General features: G+C 59.1%; 17 protein-coding genes and 1 pseudogene. 6 read left to right on the top strand and 12 right to left on the bottom strand.

What is annotated here, in order from left to right; genetic code table 11:
- The first annotated feature begins 120 nt into the window (after positions 1-120).
- Together JFT66_RS09720 and mqo are read left to right on the top strand one after the other, a co-directional pair.
- Positions 121-353, top strand: a pseudogene (locus tag JFT66_RS09720) (hypothetical protein).
- A gap of 726 nt (positions 354-1079) precedes the next feature.
- Positions 1080-2588 carry a malate dehydrogenase (quinone) gene (mqo, locus tag JFT66_RS09725; protein ID WP_034118135.1) on the top strand — a complete coding sequence of 503 codons (1509 nt, stop codon included), beginning with the start codon at positions 1080-1082 and terminating at the stop codon, positions 2586-2588.
- 68 nt (positions 2589-2656) lie between these two features.
- Here mqo and JFT66_RS09730 read toward each other — a convergent pair whose 3' ends face one another.
- The gene (locus JFT66_RS09730; protein ID WP_034118134.1) at positions 2657-2944 is read right to left on the bottom strand and encodes a PA4642 family protein; all 288 of its coding nucleotides are present in this window, start codon (positions 2942-2944) and stop codon (positions 2657-2659) included.
- Between the two features lie 86 nt (positions 2945-3030).
- Positions 3031-3588, bottom strand: coding sequence for a hypoxanthine-guanine phosphoribosyltransferase (locus JFT66_RS09735; protein ID WP_003188610.1), 558 nt, complete (start codon positions 3586-3588; stop codon positions 3031-3033).
- 163 nt (positions 3589-3751) lie between these two features.
- Here JFT66_RS09735 and upp point away from each other — a divergent pair, with 163 nt between their 5' ends.
- Positions 3752-4390 (top strand): uracil phosphoribosyltransferase, encoded by a 639-nt coding sequence (upp, locus tag JFT66_RS09740; RefSeq protein WP_017138223.1) that lies wholly within the window; start codon positions 3752-3754, stop codon positions 4388-4390.
- A gap of 2 nt (positions 4391-4392) precedes the next feature.
- Positions 4393-5667 carry a uracil-xanthine permease family protein gene (locus JFT66_RS09745; protein ID WP_034118133.1) on the top strand — a complete coding sequence of 425 codons (1275 nt, stop codon included), beginning with the start codon at positions 4393-4395 and terminating at the stop codon, positions 5665-5667.
- Between the two features lie 127 nt (positions 5668-5794).
- On the opposite strand, the gene hisC is transcribed toward JFT66_RS09745, so the two are convergent.
- The 10 genes from hisC to JFT66_RS09795 form a co-directional block, all read right to left on the bottom strand.
- Positions 5795-6847, bottom strand: a complete 1053-nt coding sequence (gene hisC, locus JFT66_RS09750; protein ID WP_198859184.1) for a histidinol-phosphate transaminase — start codon at positions 6845-6847, stop codon at positions 5795-5797.
- Between the two features lie 3 nt (positions 6848-6850).
- A complete protein-coding gene (hisD, locus tag JFT66_RS09755) occupies positions 6851-8173 on the bottom strand; it encodes a histidinol dehydrogenase (protein WP_034118131.1) in 1323 nt (440 codons plus the stop codon).
- 128 nt (positions 8174-8301) lie between these two features.
- Complete coding sequence (gene hisG / locus JFT66_RS09760; protein ID WP_153838888.1) at positions 8302-8937, bottom strand: ATP phosphoribosyltransferase; 636 nt, start codon at positions 8935-8937, stop codon at positions 8302-8304.
- A 136-nt stretch (positions 8938-9073) separates the two neighbouring features.
- The gene (murA, locus tag JFT66_RS09765; protein WP_034118130.1) at positions 9074-10339 is read right to left on the bottom strand and encodes a UDP-N-acetylglucosamine 1-carboxyvinyltransferase; all 1266 of its coding nucleotides are present in this window, start codon (positions 10337-10339) and stop codon (positions 9074-9076) included.
- Between the two features lie 23 nt (positions 10340-10362).
- The gene (locus JFT66_RS09770) at positions 10363-10602 is read right to left on the bottom strand and encodes a BolA family protein (protein ID WP_049709972.1); all 240 of its coding nucleotides are present in this window, start codon (positions 10600-10602) and stop codon (positions 10363-10365) included.
- A 113-nt stretch (positions 10603-10715) separates the two neighbouring features.
- A complete protein-coding gene (locus JFT66_RS09775) occupies positions 10716-11021 on the bottom strand; it encodes an STAS domain-containing protein (protein WP_034118128.1) in 306 nt (101 codons plus the stop codon).
- Positions 11018-11665 carry an MlaC/ttg2D family ABC transporter substrate-binding protein gene (locus JFT66_RS09780; protein WP_153870192.1) on the bottom strand — a complete coding sequence of 216 codons (648 nt, stop codon included), beginning with the start codon at positions 11663-11665 and terminating at the stop codon, positions 11018-11020. The genes JFT66_RS09775 and JFT66_RS09780 overlap by 4 nt, the downstream gene beginning before the upstream one ends.
- Positions 11666-11676: 11 nt before the next feature.
- Positions 11677-12144 carry an outer membrane lipid asymmetry maintenance protein MlaD gene (mlaD, locus tag JFT66_RS09785; RefSeq protein ID WP_003171814.1) on the bottom strand — a complete coding sequence of 156 codons (468 nt, stop codon included), beginning with the start codon at positions 12142-12144 and terminating at the stop codon, positions 11677-11679.
- Positions 12144-12941, bottom strand: coding sequence for a lipid asymmetry maintenance ABC transporter permease subunit MlaE (mlaE, locus tag JFT66_RS09790; protein ID WP_034118126.1), 798 nt, complete (start codon positions 12939-12941; stop codon positions 12144-12146). The genes mlaD and mlaE overlap by 1 nt, the downstream gene beginning before the upstream one ends.
- Positions 12941-13750, bottom strand: coding sequence for an ATP-binding cassette domain-containing protein (locus JFT66_RS09795; protein WP_034118125.1), 810 nt, complete (start codon positions 13748-13750; stop codon positions 12941-12943). The genes mlaE and JFT66_RS09795 overlap by 1 nt, the downstream gene beginning before the upstream one ends.
- A gap of 310 nt (positions 13751-14060) precedes the next feature.
- Here JFT66_RS09795 and JFT66_RS09800 point away from each other — a divergent pair, with 310 nt between their 5' ends.
- Together JFT66_RS09800 and JFT66_RS09805 are read left to right on the top strand one after the other, a co-directional pair.
- Complete coding sequence (locus tag JFT66_RS09800) at positions 14061-15035, top strand: KpsF/GutQ family sugar-phosphate isomerase (protein ID WP_034118124.1); 975 nt, start codon at positions 14061-14063, stop codon at positions 15033-15035.
- On the top strand, positions 15036-15560 hold the full coding sequence (locus tag JFT66_RS09805) for a KdsC family phosphatase (RefSeq protein ID WP_034118123.1): 525 nt from the start codon (positions 15036-15038) through the stop codon (positions 15558-15560).
- Positions 15561-15567: the final 7 nt, after the last annotated feature.

The following is a 15567-nucleotide window of genomic DNA, read 5'->3' on the forward strand; positions in this document are numbered from 1 at the left end:
ACCAGCGATCCTGAACGGCGGCTGAAGCCATGTGCAAATTACAAATTCGCATAAATTCGTCACCCCAGTGTCATGCCACACTGGCAACCTTCAAGCATGTAACGCAATAGGTACACAGCCATGCGCCTTCTCAAGACACTGTTCATGTCACACGCCCCTCGCCGCCACTTCGCCCTGCTCGATGCCCACGGCCATTGCCTGGCATTCAAGCAGTGCAGCCTGCGCCCGTCGGTGAGGGCTGGGTAGAAGTAACAGAGATTCACCTGGGCTGGATGCACCGCCCACTGCCAGCCAGCGCTCGAGTCAGCCCACAGGTTTTTCGCGCACGACACCGGCAAGCGTTGGTCTCCTGACCGAGCTCCTAATTAAAGTCATAAAACACGCCCATTTCCTTGGCGTTCTTCGCTACAATCTCCCCCCGATTATAAGGACGTCTCCTGATCGGGCCTCGCAGCATCGTTAATGCCTCGGCATTAGCCCCCAAATCGCCCACAGAGAGCCGCCCACACAGATCGAGTGAAGCTGGCGTGCTTGCTGTTACCTTTGCAAACCACCCCGTCTTTATCGAATCTGCCAGAGCTGCCATTGCGCTCGGCCACTTGAGTTGTTTGCCCGTTTTGCCGCGTGTCGGCAGAGGTTCGCGGGCCAGGTGCCAGGTAGGGGCAGCCCTTTTTTGAGGTTCACGTCTTCAAAAGAGCGTGAAAAAACGGGTTTTCACAACTTCACAAGAGTGTGGCGAGCAAATGAATAGTTTGGCGTTTGTACAAGCACCATCAGCGTCTGGGGCAGCCCAATTACACAGGATCGAGCATTCCTCAAAAATTGGAGCTTGAGCCTGTCCGCTACGGATTGGTTGCACGAATCGCACGCTTTGACCATAAGTCGAATTGCCACAGGGGCCTATGAATGCGTTCATAGGCAGATTAGCCCGGCAGGAAGCGTGTGCTGAAGTTGCAAAGAATTGCGAATCGGACATGGCGATCCTGGCCATGGGTAACCTGGGGCAACACGTGAACCGCCCCGTCACTCCTGGCAGCCATGCCGTCAATTTGGTGCTGCAGATTTTGGAGACGCGTTAAATGGCGCATAACGAAGCAGTCGACGTAGTTCTGGTAGGGGCCGGCATCATGAGTGCCACCCTGGCCGTACTGCTCAAAGAGCTCGACCCCGGCCTCAAGCTGGAAGTCGTTGAGCTGATGGATTCGGGTGCCGCGGAGAGTTCCAATCCGTGGAACAACGCCGGTACCGGCCACGCCGGGCTGTGTGAGCTGAACTACACGCCGCAGGCCGCCGATGGCTCCATCGACATCAAGAAAGCCGTGCACATCAACACCCAGTTCGAGGTGTCGAAGCAGTTCTGGGCGTACCTGACCAAGAAGGGCACCTTTGGCTCGTCCAAATCATTCATCAGCCCGGTCCCGCACCTGAGCTTCGTACAGGGCGAAAAAGGTGTGTCCTTCCTCAAGAAGCGCTTTGAGACCCTCAGCCAGCACCACGCGTTTTCGGACATGCACTACACCGAAGACCGCAGCGAAATGGCCGAATGGATGCCGCTGATGATGCCGGGCCGTCCTCTCGACGAAAAAATCGCCGCCACTCGCGTGATGAACGGCACTGACGTCAACTTCGGTGCACTGACCAATCAGTTGCTCAGCCACCTGACCAGTTCGCCGGACGCACAGGTCAAGTACTGCAAGCGCGTCACCGGCCTCAAACGCAACGGTGCCGGCTGGACCGTGAGCATCAAGGACGTCAACAGCGGCAACAGCCGTGACGTCGATGCCAAGTTCGTATTCCTCGGTGCCGGCGGTGCGGCCCTGCCGCTGCTGCAAGCCTCGGGCATCGAAGAAAGCAAAGGTTTCGGCGGTTTTCCGGTCAGCGGCCAGTGGCTGCGTTGCGACAACCCGGAAGTGGTCAAGCAGCATCAGGCCAAGGTTTATAGCCAAGCTGCCGTCGGCTCGCCACCGATGTCGGTGCCGCACCTGGACACCCGCGTGGTGGAGGGCAAGAAATCCCTGCTGTTCGGGCCATACGCCGGCTTCACCACCAAGTTCCTCAAGCACGGCTCGTTCCTTGACCTGCCGATGTCGATTCGCGCCGGTAACATTGGCCCGATGCTGGCCGTGGCCCGCGACAACATGGACCTGACCAAGTACCTGGTCAGCGAAGTACGGCAGTCCATGGAGCAGCGCCTGGAATCCCTGCGCCGTTTCTACCCTGAAGCAAAAGCCGAAGACTGGCGCCTGGAAGTGGCCGGCCAACGGGTGCAGATCATCAAGAAAGACCCGAAGAAAGGCGGCGTGCTGCAATTCGGTACCGAGTTGGTGGCGGCCAAGGATGGTTCACTTGCGGCGCTGCTGGGCGCGTCCCCAGGCGCTTCGGTCACCGTGTCGATCATGCTCGAGCTGATTGAGCGCTGCTTCCCGCAGAAAACTGCCGGTGAATGGGCGACCAAGCTGCACGAGATCTTCCCGGCCCGGGAAAAGATCCTCGAGACTGATGCCGAGCTGTATCGCAAGATCAACACGCAGAACAACATCAGCCTGGAATTGGTTGAGCAAAGCAGCGAGACCCAAAGCTACGCTTGAGGTCTGGCTACAATAAAAAACGCCCCGCTCTCAGCGTGAGAACGGGGCGTTTTTTATGTCTCGGATAATCAGCCGCGGGCGTTGTCGATCAGCTCGATGTACTCGGCGGCGTTGCGCTGGTCCTTGATCAGCTCAACGAAGGTCTGACCATGCTCGTCCTTGCCATCCAGATCCAGGCCGGCGTCCTTGAAAAAGCCCAGGAACCGCTCGAAGTCGTCGATACGCAGGCCGCGATAAGCCTTGATCAGTTTGTGCAGGGACGGCGAAGTCGCATCAACCGGCTCGAAGTCCAGGAACAACTTGATTTGGTCGTCACCGATCTCGTCGCCAATCACCTGTTTCTTATCTTTACGCATTACCGACTCCAGCCTGCAGACATATACACGGGAAACGCAGTTTACCTGCGGGGCGGTGGCTTCGGAAGCGACGAAAATGGCCGGGCTTACATGCCTTTGACAGCATAGATGCCATTGGCGTTACGCCAGTAGCCCTTGTAGTCCATGCCATAACCGAAGATATAGCGGTCGACGCACGGCAACCCGACAAAATCGGCTTTCAGCTCAGGACGGGCCTTGCGGTCGTGGTCTTTGTCGATCAGCACGGCAGTGTGCACTTTACGTGCGCCGGCGTGTTTGCAGAAGTCGATGATCGCGCCCAGGGTGTGACCTTCATCGAGGATGTCATCGATGATCAGCACGTCGCGGTCGATGAACGAGACTTCCGGCTTGGCTTTCCAGAACAGGTCGCCGCCGCTGGTTTCGTTGCGATAGCGGGTGGCGTGCAGGTAAGAAGCTTCCAGTGGGAATTGCAGATGGGTGAGCAATTTACCGGCGAAGATCAGGCCACCGTTCATCACGCAGAAGACCACCGGGTTGGTGTCGGCCATTTCACGGGTGATGTGCGCGCCAACCTTGGCGATCGCTGCTTCGACTTGCGCTTCGGTGTACAGGCAGTCAGCCTCGTGCATGATTTGACGGATATGCTCGAGATCAGCGGACATGGCGCTCTCCAGGGGGTGCTGTGGCAAGAAAAGCGGGCGAAGGTACGCTTCTCGTGCGCTCCAATCAAGCCTTTATGGACTAACGTACTGGTTGTCTATAGGACAACACCCTCGGATAGATTAATCTAGGCCGGTTTTTTTGCCCGCCGCCGGAGCCTTTCCCATGCCCACTCGCGAGATCCGCCACCCGCTGATCAGACACAAACTCGGCCTTATGCGCCGTGCCGACATTAGCACGAAGAATTTCCGTGAGCTTGCTCAGGAAGTCGGAGCGTTGCTCACTTACGAAGCCACCAAGGATTTACCCCTGGAAACCTACGAGATTCCCGGTTGGGCTGGTCCCGTACAGGTCGAGAAAATCGCCGGTAAGAAAATTACCGTCGTGCCGATCCTGCGCGCCGGTATCGGCATGCTCGAAGGCGTACTCAGCCTGATACCCGGCGCCAAGGTCAGCGCCGTGGGCGTAGCCCGCAACGAAGAAACACTGCAGGCTCACACCTACCTGGAAAAACTCGTCCCGGAAATCAACGAACGCCTGGCCATGATCATCGACCCGATGCTCGCCACCGGCAGCTCCATGGTCGCGACCATCGACCTGCTGAAAAAGGCCGGTTGCAAGGACATCCGCGCCATGGTGCTGGTGGCCGCGCCCGAAGGTATCGCCGCCGTCGAGAAAGCCCATCCGGACGTGCAGATCTACACCGCATCCATCGATGAGCGCCTGAACGAACACGGCTACATCATCCCAGGCCTGGGCGATGCCGGTGACAAGATCTTCGGCACCAAGCAGAAGGACGCGTGAGCATGCAGGATGAATTCAACGACCCGCTTTGGCGCCAGATCCTGTCTGGCGCACAAATGCTCTTCGTAGCATTTGGTGCGTTGGTGTTGATGCCACTGATCACAGGTCTTGATCCAAACGTCGCACTGTTTACCGCGGGCCTGGGCACGTTGCTGTTCCAGGTGGTGACAGGGCGGCAGGTGCCGGTATTCCTGGCATCGAGCTTTGCGTTTATCACCCCGATCATTCTCGCCAAGGGCCAATTCGGCCTGGCGGCGACCATGGGCGGGGTGATGGCGGCAGGTTTCGTCTATACGTTCCTGGGCCTGGCCGTGAAGGTCAAGGGCACCGGGTTTATCGACCGGCTGCTGCCGCCAGTGGTGATCGGCCCGGTGATCATCTCCATCGGCCTGGCCATGGCACCGATTGCCGCCAATATGGCCATGGGTAAATCCGGCGACGGTGCTGAGTTGATCCATTACCAGACGGCGATGCTGATCTCGATGCCGGCGCTGCTCACCACCTTGATCGTGGCGGTGTTCGGCAAGGGCATTTTTCGCCTGGTGCCGATCATTTCCGGGGTGCTGGTGGGGTTTGCCATGTCGTTCTACTTTGGTGTGGTCGATACAGCGAAGATCGCCGCTGCGCCTTGGTTCGCCCTGCCCCACTTCACCGCGCCGGAGTTCAACTGGCAGGCGATCCTGTTTATCGTCCCGGTGGCCCTGGCCCCGGCGATCGAGCATATCGGCGGTGTGATTGCGGTCGGCAGCGTAACCGGTCGTGATTACCTGAAGAAGCCGGGCCTGCATCGCACTCTGCTGGGTGACGGTATTGCCACCACGGCCGCAGGCATGTTTGGCGGCCCACCGAACACCACTTACGCCGAGGTGACCGGCGCCGTCATGCTGACCAAGAACTACAACCCGAAAATCATGACCTGGGCGGCGGTATTTGCCATCAGCCTGGCGTTTGTCGGCAAGTTCGGCGCGCTGCTGCAGAGCATCCCGGTACCGGTGATGGGCGGGATTCTGTGCCTGCTGTTCGGCTCGATTGCCGCAGTGGGGATGAACACGCTGATTCGCCACAGAATCGACCTGGGTGAAGCGCGTAATCTGGTGATTGTGTCGGTGACCCTGGTGTTCGGGATTGGTGGCGTGCTGGTCGGCACTGGCACCGGCCCGGATGATTTCGGCCTCAAGGGCATCGCCCTGTGTGCGGTGGTGGCGATTGGCTTGAACCTGCTGCTGCCGGGCAATGATGGCTGGAAGAACAAAAAGCCTGACGAGCCCCTGATCTAACTAACACCATACAAACCAATGTGGGAGGGGGCTTGCTCCCGATAGCGGAGAGTCAGTCAACATATGCATTGACTGACACACTGCTATCGGGAGCAAGCCCCCTCCCACATTTGATTTTCAGCGTCTGTTAAAGCTCGCCGAGCCCATCAATCAGCGCCTGGTTCTGCTCCGGCGTGCCGATGCTGATCCGCAGGAACTGGGCAATCCGCTCCTGCTTGAAGTGCCGCACGATGATCCCCTGCTCACGCAACTTGGCCGCCAATCCAGCCGCGTCATGCCGTGGGTGGCGCGCGAAGATGAAGTTCGCTGCCGACGGCAACACTTCAAACCCCTTGTCTTCCAGTTGCGCGACCACCTTGTTGCGGCTGTCGATCACCAGCTGGCAGGTCTTCTCGAAGTATTCACGGTCTTCGAACGCCGCCGCCGCGCCGACAATCGCCAAACGATCCAGCGGGTAGGAGTTGAAGCTGTTCTTGACCCGCTCCAGCGCTTCGATCAGGTCCGGGTGGCCCACGGACAGGCCTACACGCAAACCGGCCAGTGAGCGCGATTTGGACAGGGTCTGGGTCACCAGCAGGTTCGGGTAACGATCCACCAGGCTGATAGCGGTTTCGCCGCCGAAGTCGATATAGGCTTCATCGACCACCACCACCGAGTCCGGGCTGGCCTTGAGGATCTGCTCCACCGCGTCCAGCGCCAGTACACAGCCGGTGGGCGCGTTCGGGTTGGGGAAGATGATCCCGCCATTGGGCCTGGCGTAGTCCGCCACGCGAATCTGGAACTGCTCGTCCAACGGCACGGCGTCGAACTGTATGCCGTACAGGCCGCAGTACACGGGATAAAAGCTATAGCTGATATCCGGGAACAGCAGAGGCAGGTCGTGCTGGAACAGGCCATGGAAGATGTGCGCCAGGACCTCATCGGAACCGTTGCCGAGGAATACCTTGCCGGCATCGACCCCGTAAAACTTGGCCACGGCCTGCTTGAGCAGGTCACTGTTGGGGTCCGGGTACAAGCGCAAGTTGTCGTTCAACTCGGCCTGCATCGCCGCCAGTGCCTTGGGCGATGGCCCATAAGGGTTTTCGTTGGTGTTGAGCTTGACCAACCTGGTCAGCTTCGGCTGCTCGCCGGGTACGTATGGCACGAGGTCCTTGACGAAAGGGCTCCAGAATTTGCTCATTTCTCAGTTCCCCTTCTCTTCAAGGATGCGATATTCGGCACTGCGTGCGTGGGCACTCAAGGATTCACCACGGGCCAGCACCGAAGCGGTCTTGCCCAGTTCGGAAGCGCCTTGCGGCGAGCAGAAGATGATCGACGAACGTTTCTGGAAGTCATACACGCCAAGCGGCGACGAGAAACGCGCGGTACCGGAGGTGGGCAGCACGTGGTTCGGGCCGGCGCAGTAGTCGCCCAGGGCTTCGCTGGTGTGGCGCCCCATGAAGATCGCACCGGCGTGGCGAATCGACGGCAGCCAGGCTTGTGGGTCGGCTACGGACAACTCCAGGTGCTCCGGTGCGATGCGGTTGGCCACTTCGATAGCCTGCTCCATATCACGCACCAGGATCAGCGCACCGCGGCCATTGATCGATTTTTCAATGATTTCGGCACGTTCCATGGTCGGCAGCAGCTTATCGATGCTGGCAGCGACCTTGTCGAGGAATTCGGCGTCAGGGCTGACCAGGATCGCCTGGGCGTCTTCGTCGTGCTCGGCCTGCGAGAACAGGTCCATGGCGATCCAGTCCGGGTCGGTCTGGCCGTCACACACCACGAGAATTTCCGAGGGGCCGGCGATCATGTCGATGCCGACCTGGCCAAACACATGGCGCTTGGCCGTGGCGACGTAGATGTTGCCCGGGCCGACCACTTTGTCGACCTTCGGCACGCTTTCGGTGCCGTAGGCCAGTGCCGCAACGGCTTGGGCGCCACCGATGGTGAACACGCGGTCGACGCCGGCGATGCAGGCGGCCGCCAGCACCAGCTCGTTGATTTCTCCACGCGGGGTCGGTACCACCATGACCACTTCGGTCACGCCCGCCACTTTGGCCGGGATCGCATTCATCAACACAGACGACGGATACGAGGCTTTACCGCCCGGTACATACAAACCAGCGCGGTCCAGTGGCGTGACCTTCTGGCCCAGCACGGTCCCATCGGCCTCGGTGTAGCTCCAGGAGTCCTGCTTCTGTTTTTCGTGGTAGCTGCGCACACGTGCCGCCGCTACCTCAAGAGCTTCACGCTGAGGCGCGGTGATGCGGGTCAGGGCCAGTTCCAGGCGCTCGCGGGGCAGAATCAGGTCTGCCATGGACTTGACGTCCAGGCCATCGAACTGACGGGTGAAGTCCACCAGCGCCGCATCACCGCGCTCGCGCACGGCCTTGATAATGTCGAGCACCCGCTGGTTGACCGAATCGTCGGACACGCTTTCCCAGCTCAGCAGATGATCCAGATGATGGGCGAAATCCGGGTCGGCAGCGTTGAGTCGGGCAATTGCAGTGGACGTGGTCATAGCGAGGGCCTCAATAGAATTGGCAAAAACTCAGGCGCCCTAAACTAGCAGTCGTTTCCGCTTGGGCACCTGAGAATTCTGGCTATGAGGCGGATAGACGTGCGTAGCTTTTCAGCTACGCGGGTGAGTCAACCGCGGTGTCGAGACTCCACTGCCCTGCGCAGGGTGTCGATCAACGCCTGGATACGGGCGTGCTGCATCTTCATCGAAGCTTTGTTGACGATCAGGCGGGAGCTGATGTCGGCAATGAAATCCTGTGGTTCCAGACCGTTGGCACGCAGGGTGTTGCCGGTGTCGACCACGTCGATGATCTTGTCGGCCAGGCCGATCAGCGGCGCCAGCTCCATCGAGCCGTAGAGCTTGATGATATCGACCTGGCGGCCTTGTTCGGCGTAGTAGCGCTTGGCGACGTTGACGAACTTGGTCGCTACGCGCAGGCGGCCCTTGGGCTCGACATCGCCGACACGGCCGGCGGTCATCAGCTTGCACAGGGCGATACGCAGGTCCAGCGGCTCGTACAGGCCCTGGCCACCGTATTCCATCAGCACGTCCTTGCCGGCAACACCCAGGTCGGCGGCACCATGTTCAACATAGGTCGGCACGTCGGTAGCCCGCACGATCAGCAGGCGAACGTCGTCCTGGGTCGTGGGGATGATCAGCTTGCGGCTCTTGTCCGGATTCTCGGTCGGCACGATGCCCGCTTCAGCCAGAAGCGGCAAAGTGTCGTCAAGGATGCGGCCCTTGGACAGTGCGATGGTCAACATGGGAAACGTCAATCCTTCATCAGGCTATTGCTGTACGGTCGCAGATGGCGCCGGACGCAGATCGAGGCCATTACAGCCTCGATTTGAAACAAATCAGTTAACAGCAAACACAGTGCTGTGTTTGCTGTCTCGGGGGTTAGCCCGGTACGCGGCGGATTTTCGCGCCGAGCATCTGCAGTTTTTCCTCGATGCACTCGTAACCACGGTCTATATGGTAGATGCGGTCGATCAGGGTGTCGCCTTCGGCGCACAGCGCCGAGATTACCAGGCTGGCAGAAGCACGCAGGTCGGTAGCCATGACTGGCGCGCCCTTGAGCTTGTCGATGCCGGTCACGATGGCAGTATTGCCCTCGACCTGGATCTTGGCGCCCATGCGGTGCAGTTCATACACGTGCATGAAGCGGTTTTCGAAGATGGTCTCGATTACGGCACCGGTGCCTTCGGCAATCGCGTTCAGGGAGATGAACTGCGCTTGCATGTCGGTCGGGAACGCCGGGTAAGGAGCAGTGCGCACGTTGACGGCTTTTGGCCGCTTGCCGTGCATGTTCAGCTCGATCCAGTCTTCACCGGTGGTGATTTCTGCACCGGCTTCCTTGAGTTTTTCCAGGACGGCTTCAAGGATGGTCGGATCGGTGTCCTTGACCTTCACGCGGCCACCGGTCACGGCAGCGGCAACCAGATAAGTGCCGGTCTCGATACGGTCCGGCATGACCTTGTAGGTGGCCGAGTGCAGGCGCTTCACACCGTCGATGGTGATGGTGTCGGTGCCGGCGCCAGAGATGTTGGCGCCCATGGCAATCAGGAAGTTGGCCAGGTCGACCACTTCCGGCTCGCGCGCGGCGTTTTGCAGGACGCTGCGGCCATTGGCCAGGGCAGCAGCCATCATGATGTTCTCGGTACCGGTTACGCTGACGGTATCAAAGAAGAAGTTCGCACCACGCAGGCCACCTTCCGGCGCCTTGGCCTTGATGTAGCCACCTTCGACGTCGATGGTCGCGCCCATGGCTTCCAGGCCACGGATGTGCAGGTCGACCGGACGCGAACCAATGGCGCAACCGCCAGGCAAGGCCACTTCGGCTTCGCCGAAACGGGCAACCATCGGGCCCAGCACCAGGATCGATGCACGCATGGTTTTCACCAATTCGTACGGAGCGATCAGGGTTTTGATGGTGCGCGGGTCGATTTCGACAGACAGCTTCTCGTCGATCACCGGCTCAATGCCCATGCGACCGAACAGCTCGATCATGGTGGTAATGTCGTGCAGGTGCGGCAGGTTGGCCACGGTGACCGGGCCATCGCACAGCAGGGTCGCTGCCAGGATCGGCAAGGCGGAGTTTTTCGCACCGGAAATGCGAATCTCGCCATCAAGGCGGGCACCGCCGGTAATAATCAATTTATCCATAAGAATCTCGACGCCTTGGGGGCTCAGGTGCGCTCGGCCCAGGCCGCGCGGCTGAAAAATTTCATAGTGACCGCGTGGATGCTGCCATCGGTGATCCACGGGTTCAAATGGGCATAGATCTGCTGTTGACGCTTGACCGGGCTCAACGCCGCCAGTTCATCGCTAATCACATTCAGCTGGAAGTTGCAGCCTTCGCCTTCAACTTCTACGCTCGTTTCCGGCAGCTTTCCTTCAAGGAAGCTTTTAACTTCTAGGGCCTGCATGCTCAACCTCTATCGGCGCCCAGTGCGCACGGGTCGCACATCATACAAAAAAGCCCCGCGCCTGCGAACCCCGCATAGCAGGACTCTGACGGGGGGCTTTCTGAAAGTGTGTGTTAAGGATGCGCCAACAGCTCGGTCAGACCAGAAACCTGGGCAATCTCACGCATGTCTTCAGGCAAGGCGCGGATGCTGACCGGCTTTTGGGCCGCCTCGGCATCGCGCATGAAGCACAGCAACAACGACAGACCGACACTGCTGGACTTGGTCACCGCCGAGCAATCGAGCACCAATGCAGGCGCTTTGCTCGCCTTGATCAACACCTGGCCCTGCTTGCGCAGGTCAGGCCCGGTGCGGTAATCCAGCACGCCGCTGAGGAACAGCTCGCCGGCGTCGCCGATACGAACAGCCGACTCGGTCATTGCGCAGGCTTCCCGGCAGCTTTGTCGGTTTCTTCCTTGGCCTTGGCAACTTCACCGGCCCAACCATTGATGGTCTTGTCCAGGTTATTGCCATTGCGCTGCATCGCGTCGGCGAACTGGTCACGGAACAGTTTGCCAATGTTGATGCCGTTGATGACCACGTTGCGCAGCTTCCATTCACCGTTGATCTTGGTCAGGGTGTAGGACACTGGATAGATCGCGCCATTGCTTCCCGAGACTTTCATGCCAACCTCGGCACGATCGCCCGACTCATCCTTGGGCGGGTCAACGATAATGCCTTGGTTGTTGTATTCCAGCAGGGCGTTGCCGTAGAACTGGAACAGGCCACGCTTGAAGTTTTCCTGGAACGTCTTCATCTGCGCAGGCGTTGCCTTGCGCGAATACTTGACCGTCATGATGCTTTTGGAAATGCCTTCAGCATCGACCACCGGACCAACAATGGTGTTGAGTGCTTCGTAAAACCGGGAAGGGTCTTGCTTGTACTGTTCTTTGTTGGCTTTCAGGTCAGCCAGCATCTTGCTGGTAGTGTCCTGCACCAAATCGTGCGCAGAACCTGCCGCGTTGGCCATCAGCGGCAACGCTGCAAGCAGTACCAGCAGGCCGCGTCGCAAGGTAGAGATCATGAACAGATTCCTCATTTGGCGTCTTTATTGACCGTATTGAGCAGGAATTTACCGATCAGGTCTTCAAGTACCAACGACGACTGTGTGTCGTGGATTGTCGAGCCATCCTTGAGCAGGGCTGTTTCCCCGCCCACGCTGACACCGATGTATTTCTCGCCCAGCAGACCCGCAGTGAGGATAGATGCCGTGGAGTCAGTCGGCAGATTATCTACCTTCTTGTCCAACTGCATGGTCACTCGCCCGGTGAAGCTGTCGCGGTCCAGATCGATTGCCGTGACCTTGCCGATGGTAACGCCGGCCATGGTCACTTTAGCTCTGACCGTCAAACCGGCGATATTGTCGAAGTACGCGTAAAGTTTATAAGTATCGGCAGTGGGGCTGGCCGACAGGCCGCTGACTCGCAGGGCCAACAACAGTAAAGCCAGGATGCCAGCCAGCAAGAAAAGGCCGACACCGATTTCCACAGTGCGGTTTTGCATCAGAAATCTCCAAACATCAAGGCGGTCAAAATGAAGTCAAGGCCCAGTACCGCCAGCGAGGCGTACACAACGGTCTTGGTGGTGGCGCGACTGATCCCTTCTGAGGTGGGCTCACAGTCATAGCCTTGGAATACGGCAATCCACGTCACTACAAAGGCAAAGACAATGCTCTTTATGATGCCGTTGAGCACGTCACCGGTGAAGGTCACGCTGTTTTGCATGTTGGCCCAGTAGGAGCCGTCATAGACCCCCAACCAGTCAACCGCCACCCACGAACCGCCCCAGATACCAACCACGCTGAAAATCATCGCCAGCAATGGCAGGGAAATGAAGCCGGCCCAGAGGCGCGGGGCAACAATGTACTTGAGCGGGTCCACGCCGATCATTTCCAGGCTGGACAACTGCTCGGTGGACTTCATATTGCCGATTTCGGCGGTCAACGCCGAACCTGCACGCCCCGCGAACAACAAGGCGGTAACCACCGGGCCGAGTTCACGCAACAGGGTCAAGGCCACCATCTGGCCCACAGCCTGCTCCGAACCGTAGCTGGACAGGATGCTGAAGCCTTGCAGCGCCAGCACCATGCCGATGAACATCCCGGAGACCACAATGATCACCAGGGACATCACCCCGACGGAATGCAACTGCTTTAGCAGCAAGCCAAAGCCGCCACCGATACCGCCGCGCCCTAGCAAGGCGTGGAACAGGAAAATAGTCGAACGGCCCAGGACTTCGACGATGTCGATGCCCGAACGACCGAAAAGGCGAACCTTTTCGATAAGAGATGTCTTGCGCATCAGCGCTTCCCCAGAAGATCTGAGCGGTAGTCCGCTGCCGGAAAGTGAAAAGGCACCGGGCCATCGGGATCGCCGGTCATGAATTGGCGAATGCGCGGGTTATCAGAGTTCATCAACTCTTCAGGCGTACCCTGCCCCAGCACCTGACCATCACCCACTACATAAAGGTAGTCGGCGATGCTCGCGGTTTCGGCCAAATCGTGGGACACCACGATACTGGTGATCCCCAATGCATCATTGAGCAGACGGATCAGGCGCACCAGCACGCCCATGGCGATCGGGTCCTGACCAACGAATGGCTCGTCGTACATGAGGATCTGCGGGTCGAGGGCAATGGCCCGCGCCAGGGCGACACGGCGCTTCATACCACCGGACAACTCGTCCGGCATCAGGTCGACGGCACCGCGAAGGCCCACGGCCTGAAGCTTCAACAACACAATGTCACGAATCATTTCATCGGACAGCTGGGTATGCACCCGCAGCGGAAACGCTACGTTTTCGAAAACATCGAGGTCGGTGAACAGCGCGCCGCTCTGAAACAACACGCCCATATGCTTGCGCGCATCGAACAGATCACTGCGCGACAGCGTCGGCAGGTTCTGGCCGTTGACCCACACTTCGCCGGCACTGGGGCGCAATTGCATGCCCATCAGGTGCAACAGGGTGGTCTTGCCGCAACCGGAAGGCCCCATGATGCCCGTGACCTTGCCGCGAGGAATGCGAATATCGACGTTATTGAAGATGCTGCGCGTCCCGCGCTTGAAGGTAAGGCCCTTCAGCTCGACCGCGTAGGCGTTATCGGCACTCATCTAATCTCCTTGGGATGCAGCCTTTCACTCAGACACCATGTGTGCGACTTTGGTTTGCAACGGATGCGCAATAATTAGGCACATGGGTTGGGCGGACCGAACTGGCGGCGAACTATATCACTGCTGGTACAGAGCCCCCAAGGCCGGAACAGCGCTCGTTCAGATTTGGGACAGGGAAAAAGCGTTGCCGGCTATGCTGCCGATGATGATTGCCAGGCACCTGGCGCACAAAGCCTGACGAACTTACGTGAGGGAATTGATCATTACCGCTATAATCGCCGACTTTTCGTCAGGCTATACGATTTCAGACATGAGCCAATCCAGCGACCTTATTCAATCCGCACAACGCACCATTCGCCTCGAGCTTGAAGCCGTAGAAGGTTTGCTGGCCCATATCGACGCGGATTTCGTACGCGCCTGCGAGATGATTCTGGCCAGCAAGGGCCGCGTTGTCGTGGTCGGCATGGGCAAGTCGGGCCACGTCGGCAACAAGATCGCCGCGACCCTGGCCAGTACCGGGACCACTGCGTTTTTCGTGCATCCGGCCGAAGCCAGCCACGGCGACATGGGCATGATCACCAAGGAGGACGTGATCCTGGCGCTGTCCAACTCCGGCACCACCAACGAAATCGTGACCCTGTTGCCGTTGATCAAGCGCCTGGGCATTCAGATGATCAGCCTGACCGGCAACCCGGAATCAACGCTGGCCAAGGCCGCTGACGTTAACCTGAACGTGCATGTGACCCACGAAGCCTGCCCGCTGAACCTGGCACCCACCTCCTCCACCACCGCCGCTCTGGTAATGGGCGATGCCCTGGCCGTGGCGCTGCTGGAAGCCCGCGGGTTTACCGCTGAAGACTTCGCGTTCTCCCATCCAGGTGGCGCCCTGGGCCGTCGCTTGCTGCTGAAAGTGGAAAATGTCATGCATTCCGGCGCCGAACTGCCGAGCGTTCCACGCGGCACCCTGCTCAGGGATGCGCTGATGGAAATGACCCGCAAGGGATTGGGCATGACGGCAATCCTCGAAACCGATGGTCGCCTGGCTGGAATATTCACCGACGGCGATCTGCGTCGCACCCTGGACCGCACCATTGATATCCACACCGCGACCATCGACGCGGTGATGACACCTCACGGCAAGACCGCCCGCGCTGAAATGCTCGCGGCTGAAGCGCTGAAAATCATGGAAGACCACCGAATCGGTGCGCTCATCGTCGTCGACAATGATGATCGTCCGATCGGAGCCCTTAACCTTGGCGACTTGCTGCGCGCAGGAGTGATGTAAATGACCAGCGATCTGTTGCAACGCGGTAAAAACATCAAGTTGGCGATTTTCGACGTTGATGGCGTGCTGACTGATGGCCGCCTGTACTTTCTCGAAGACGGCAGCGAGTTCAAGACGTTCAACACCCTCGATGGCCAGGGCATCAAGATGCTGATGGCGGCGGGCGTGCAAACGGCGATTATCAGCGGTCGTAAAACACCGGTTGTGGAACGTCGCGCACAAAACCTCGGGATTCCTCACCTGTATCAGGGCCGCGAGGATAAACTGGTGGTGCTGGACGAGCTTCTTGGCCAACTCAACCTAAGCTATGAACAGGTCGCCTATCTGGGTGACGACCTGCCGGACCTGCCGGTGATTCGTCGGGTGGGCCTGGGCATGGCCGTCGCGAATGCTGCGGCGTTTGTGCGCGAACACGCCCACGGCATCACCACCGCCCGTGGCGGCGAAGGTGCCGCACGCGAGTTCTGCGAGTTGATCCTGCGTGCCCAAGGCAGTCTTGAAGCGGCCCACGCCGCCTACTTATAGAGCGTTA

The sequence above is a fragment of the Pseudomonas sp. MF6755 genome, from assembly GCF_016405635.1.
Classification (GTDB): domain Bacteria; phylum Pseudomonadota; class Gammaproteobacteria; order Pseudomonadales; family Pseudomonadaceae; genus Aquipseudomonas; species Aquipseudomonas haemolytica.

What these genes read in the sequence shown, in the direction of transcription:
- upp (WP_017138223.1), top strand. Translation starts at nt 3,752, where the DNA reads ATGCCCACTCGCGAGATCCGCCACCCGCTGATCAGACACAAACTCGGC.
- JFT66_RS09780 (WP_153870192.1), bottom strand. Translation starts at nt 11,665, where the DNA reads ATGATCTCTACCTTGCGACGCGGCCTGCTGGTACTGCTTGCAGCGTTG.
- hisC (WP_198859184.1), bottom strand. Translation starts at nt 6,847, where the DNA reads ATGAGCAAATTCTGGAGCCCTTTCGTCAAGGACCTCGTGCCATACGTA.
- JFT66_RS09775 (WP_034118128.1), bottom strand. Translation starts at nt 11,021, where the DNA reads ATGACCGAGTCGGCTGTTCGTATCGGCGACGCCGGCGAGCTGTTCCTC.
- mlaE (WP_034118126.1), bottom strand. Translation starts at nt 12,941, where the DNA reads ATGCGCAAGACATCTCTTATCGAAAAGGTTCGCCTTTTCGGTCGTTCG.
- hisG (WP_153838888.1), bottom strand. Translation starts at nt 8,937, where the DNA reads ATGTTGACCATCGCACTGTCCAAGGGCCGCATCCTTGACGACACTTTG.
- JFT66_RS09795 (WP_034118125.1), bottom strand. Translation starts at nt 13,750, where the DNA reads ATGAGTGCCGATAACGCCTACGCGGTCGAGCTGAAGGGCCTTACCTTC.
- JFT66_RS09745 (WP_034118133.1), top strand. Translation starts at nt 4,393, where the DNA reads ATGCAGGATGAATTCAACGACCCGCTTTGGCGCCAGATCCTGTCTGGC.
- mqo (WP_034118135.1), top strand. Translation starts at nt 1,080, where the DNA reads ATGGCGCATAACGAAGCAGTCGACGTAGTTCTGGTAGGGGCCGGCATC.
- mlaD (WP_003171814.1), bottom strand. Translation starts at nt 12,144, where the DNA reads ATGCAAAACCGCACTGTGGAAATCGGTGTCGGCCTTTTCTTGCTGGCT.
- hisD (WP_034118131.1), bottom strand. Translation starts at nt 8,173, where the DNA reads ATGACCACGTCCACTGCAATTGCCCGACTCAACGCTGCCGACCCGGAT.
- JFT66_RS09805 (WP_034118123.1), top strand. Translation starts at nt 15,036, where the DNA reads ATGACCAGCGATCTGTTGCAACGCGGTAAAAACATCAAGTTGGCGATT.
- JFT66_RS09770 (WP_049709972.1), bottom strand. Translation starts at nt 10,602, where the DNA reads ATGCAGGCCCTAGAAGTTAAAAGCTTCCTTGAAGGAAAGCTGCCGGAA.
- JFT66_RS09730 (WP_034118134.1), bottom strand. Translation starts at nt 2,944, where the DNA reads ATGCGTAAAGATAAGAAACAGGTGATTGGCGACGAGATCGGTGACGAC.
- murA (WP_034118130.1), bottom strand. Translation starts at nt 10,339, where the DNA reads ATGGATAAATTGATTATTACCGGCGGTGCCCGCCTTGATGGCGAGATT.
- JFT66_RS09735 (WP_003188610.1), bottom strand. Translation starts at nt 3,588, where the DNA reads ATGTCCGCTGATCTCGAGCATATCCGTCAAATCATGCACGAGGCTGAC.
- JFT66_RS09800 (WP_034118124.1), top strand. Translation starts at nt 14,061, where the DNA reads ATGAGCCAATCCAGCGACCTTATTCAATCCGCACAACGCACCATTCGC.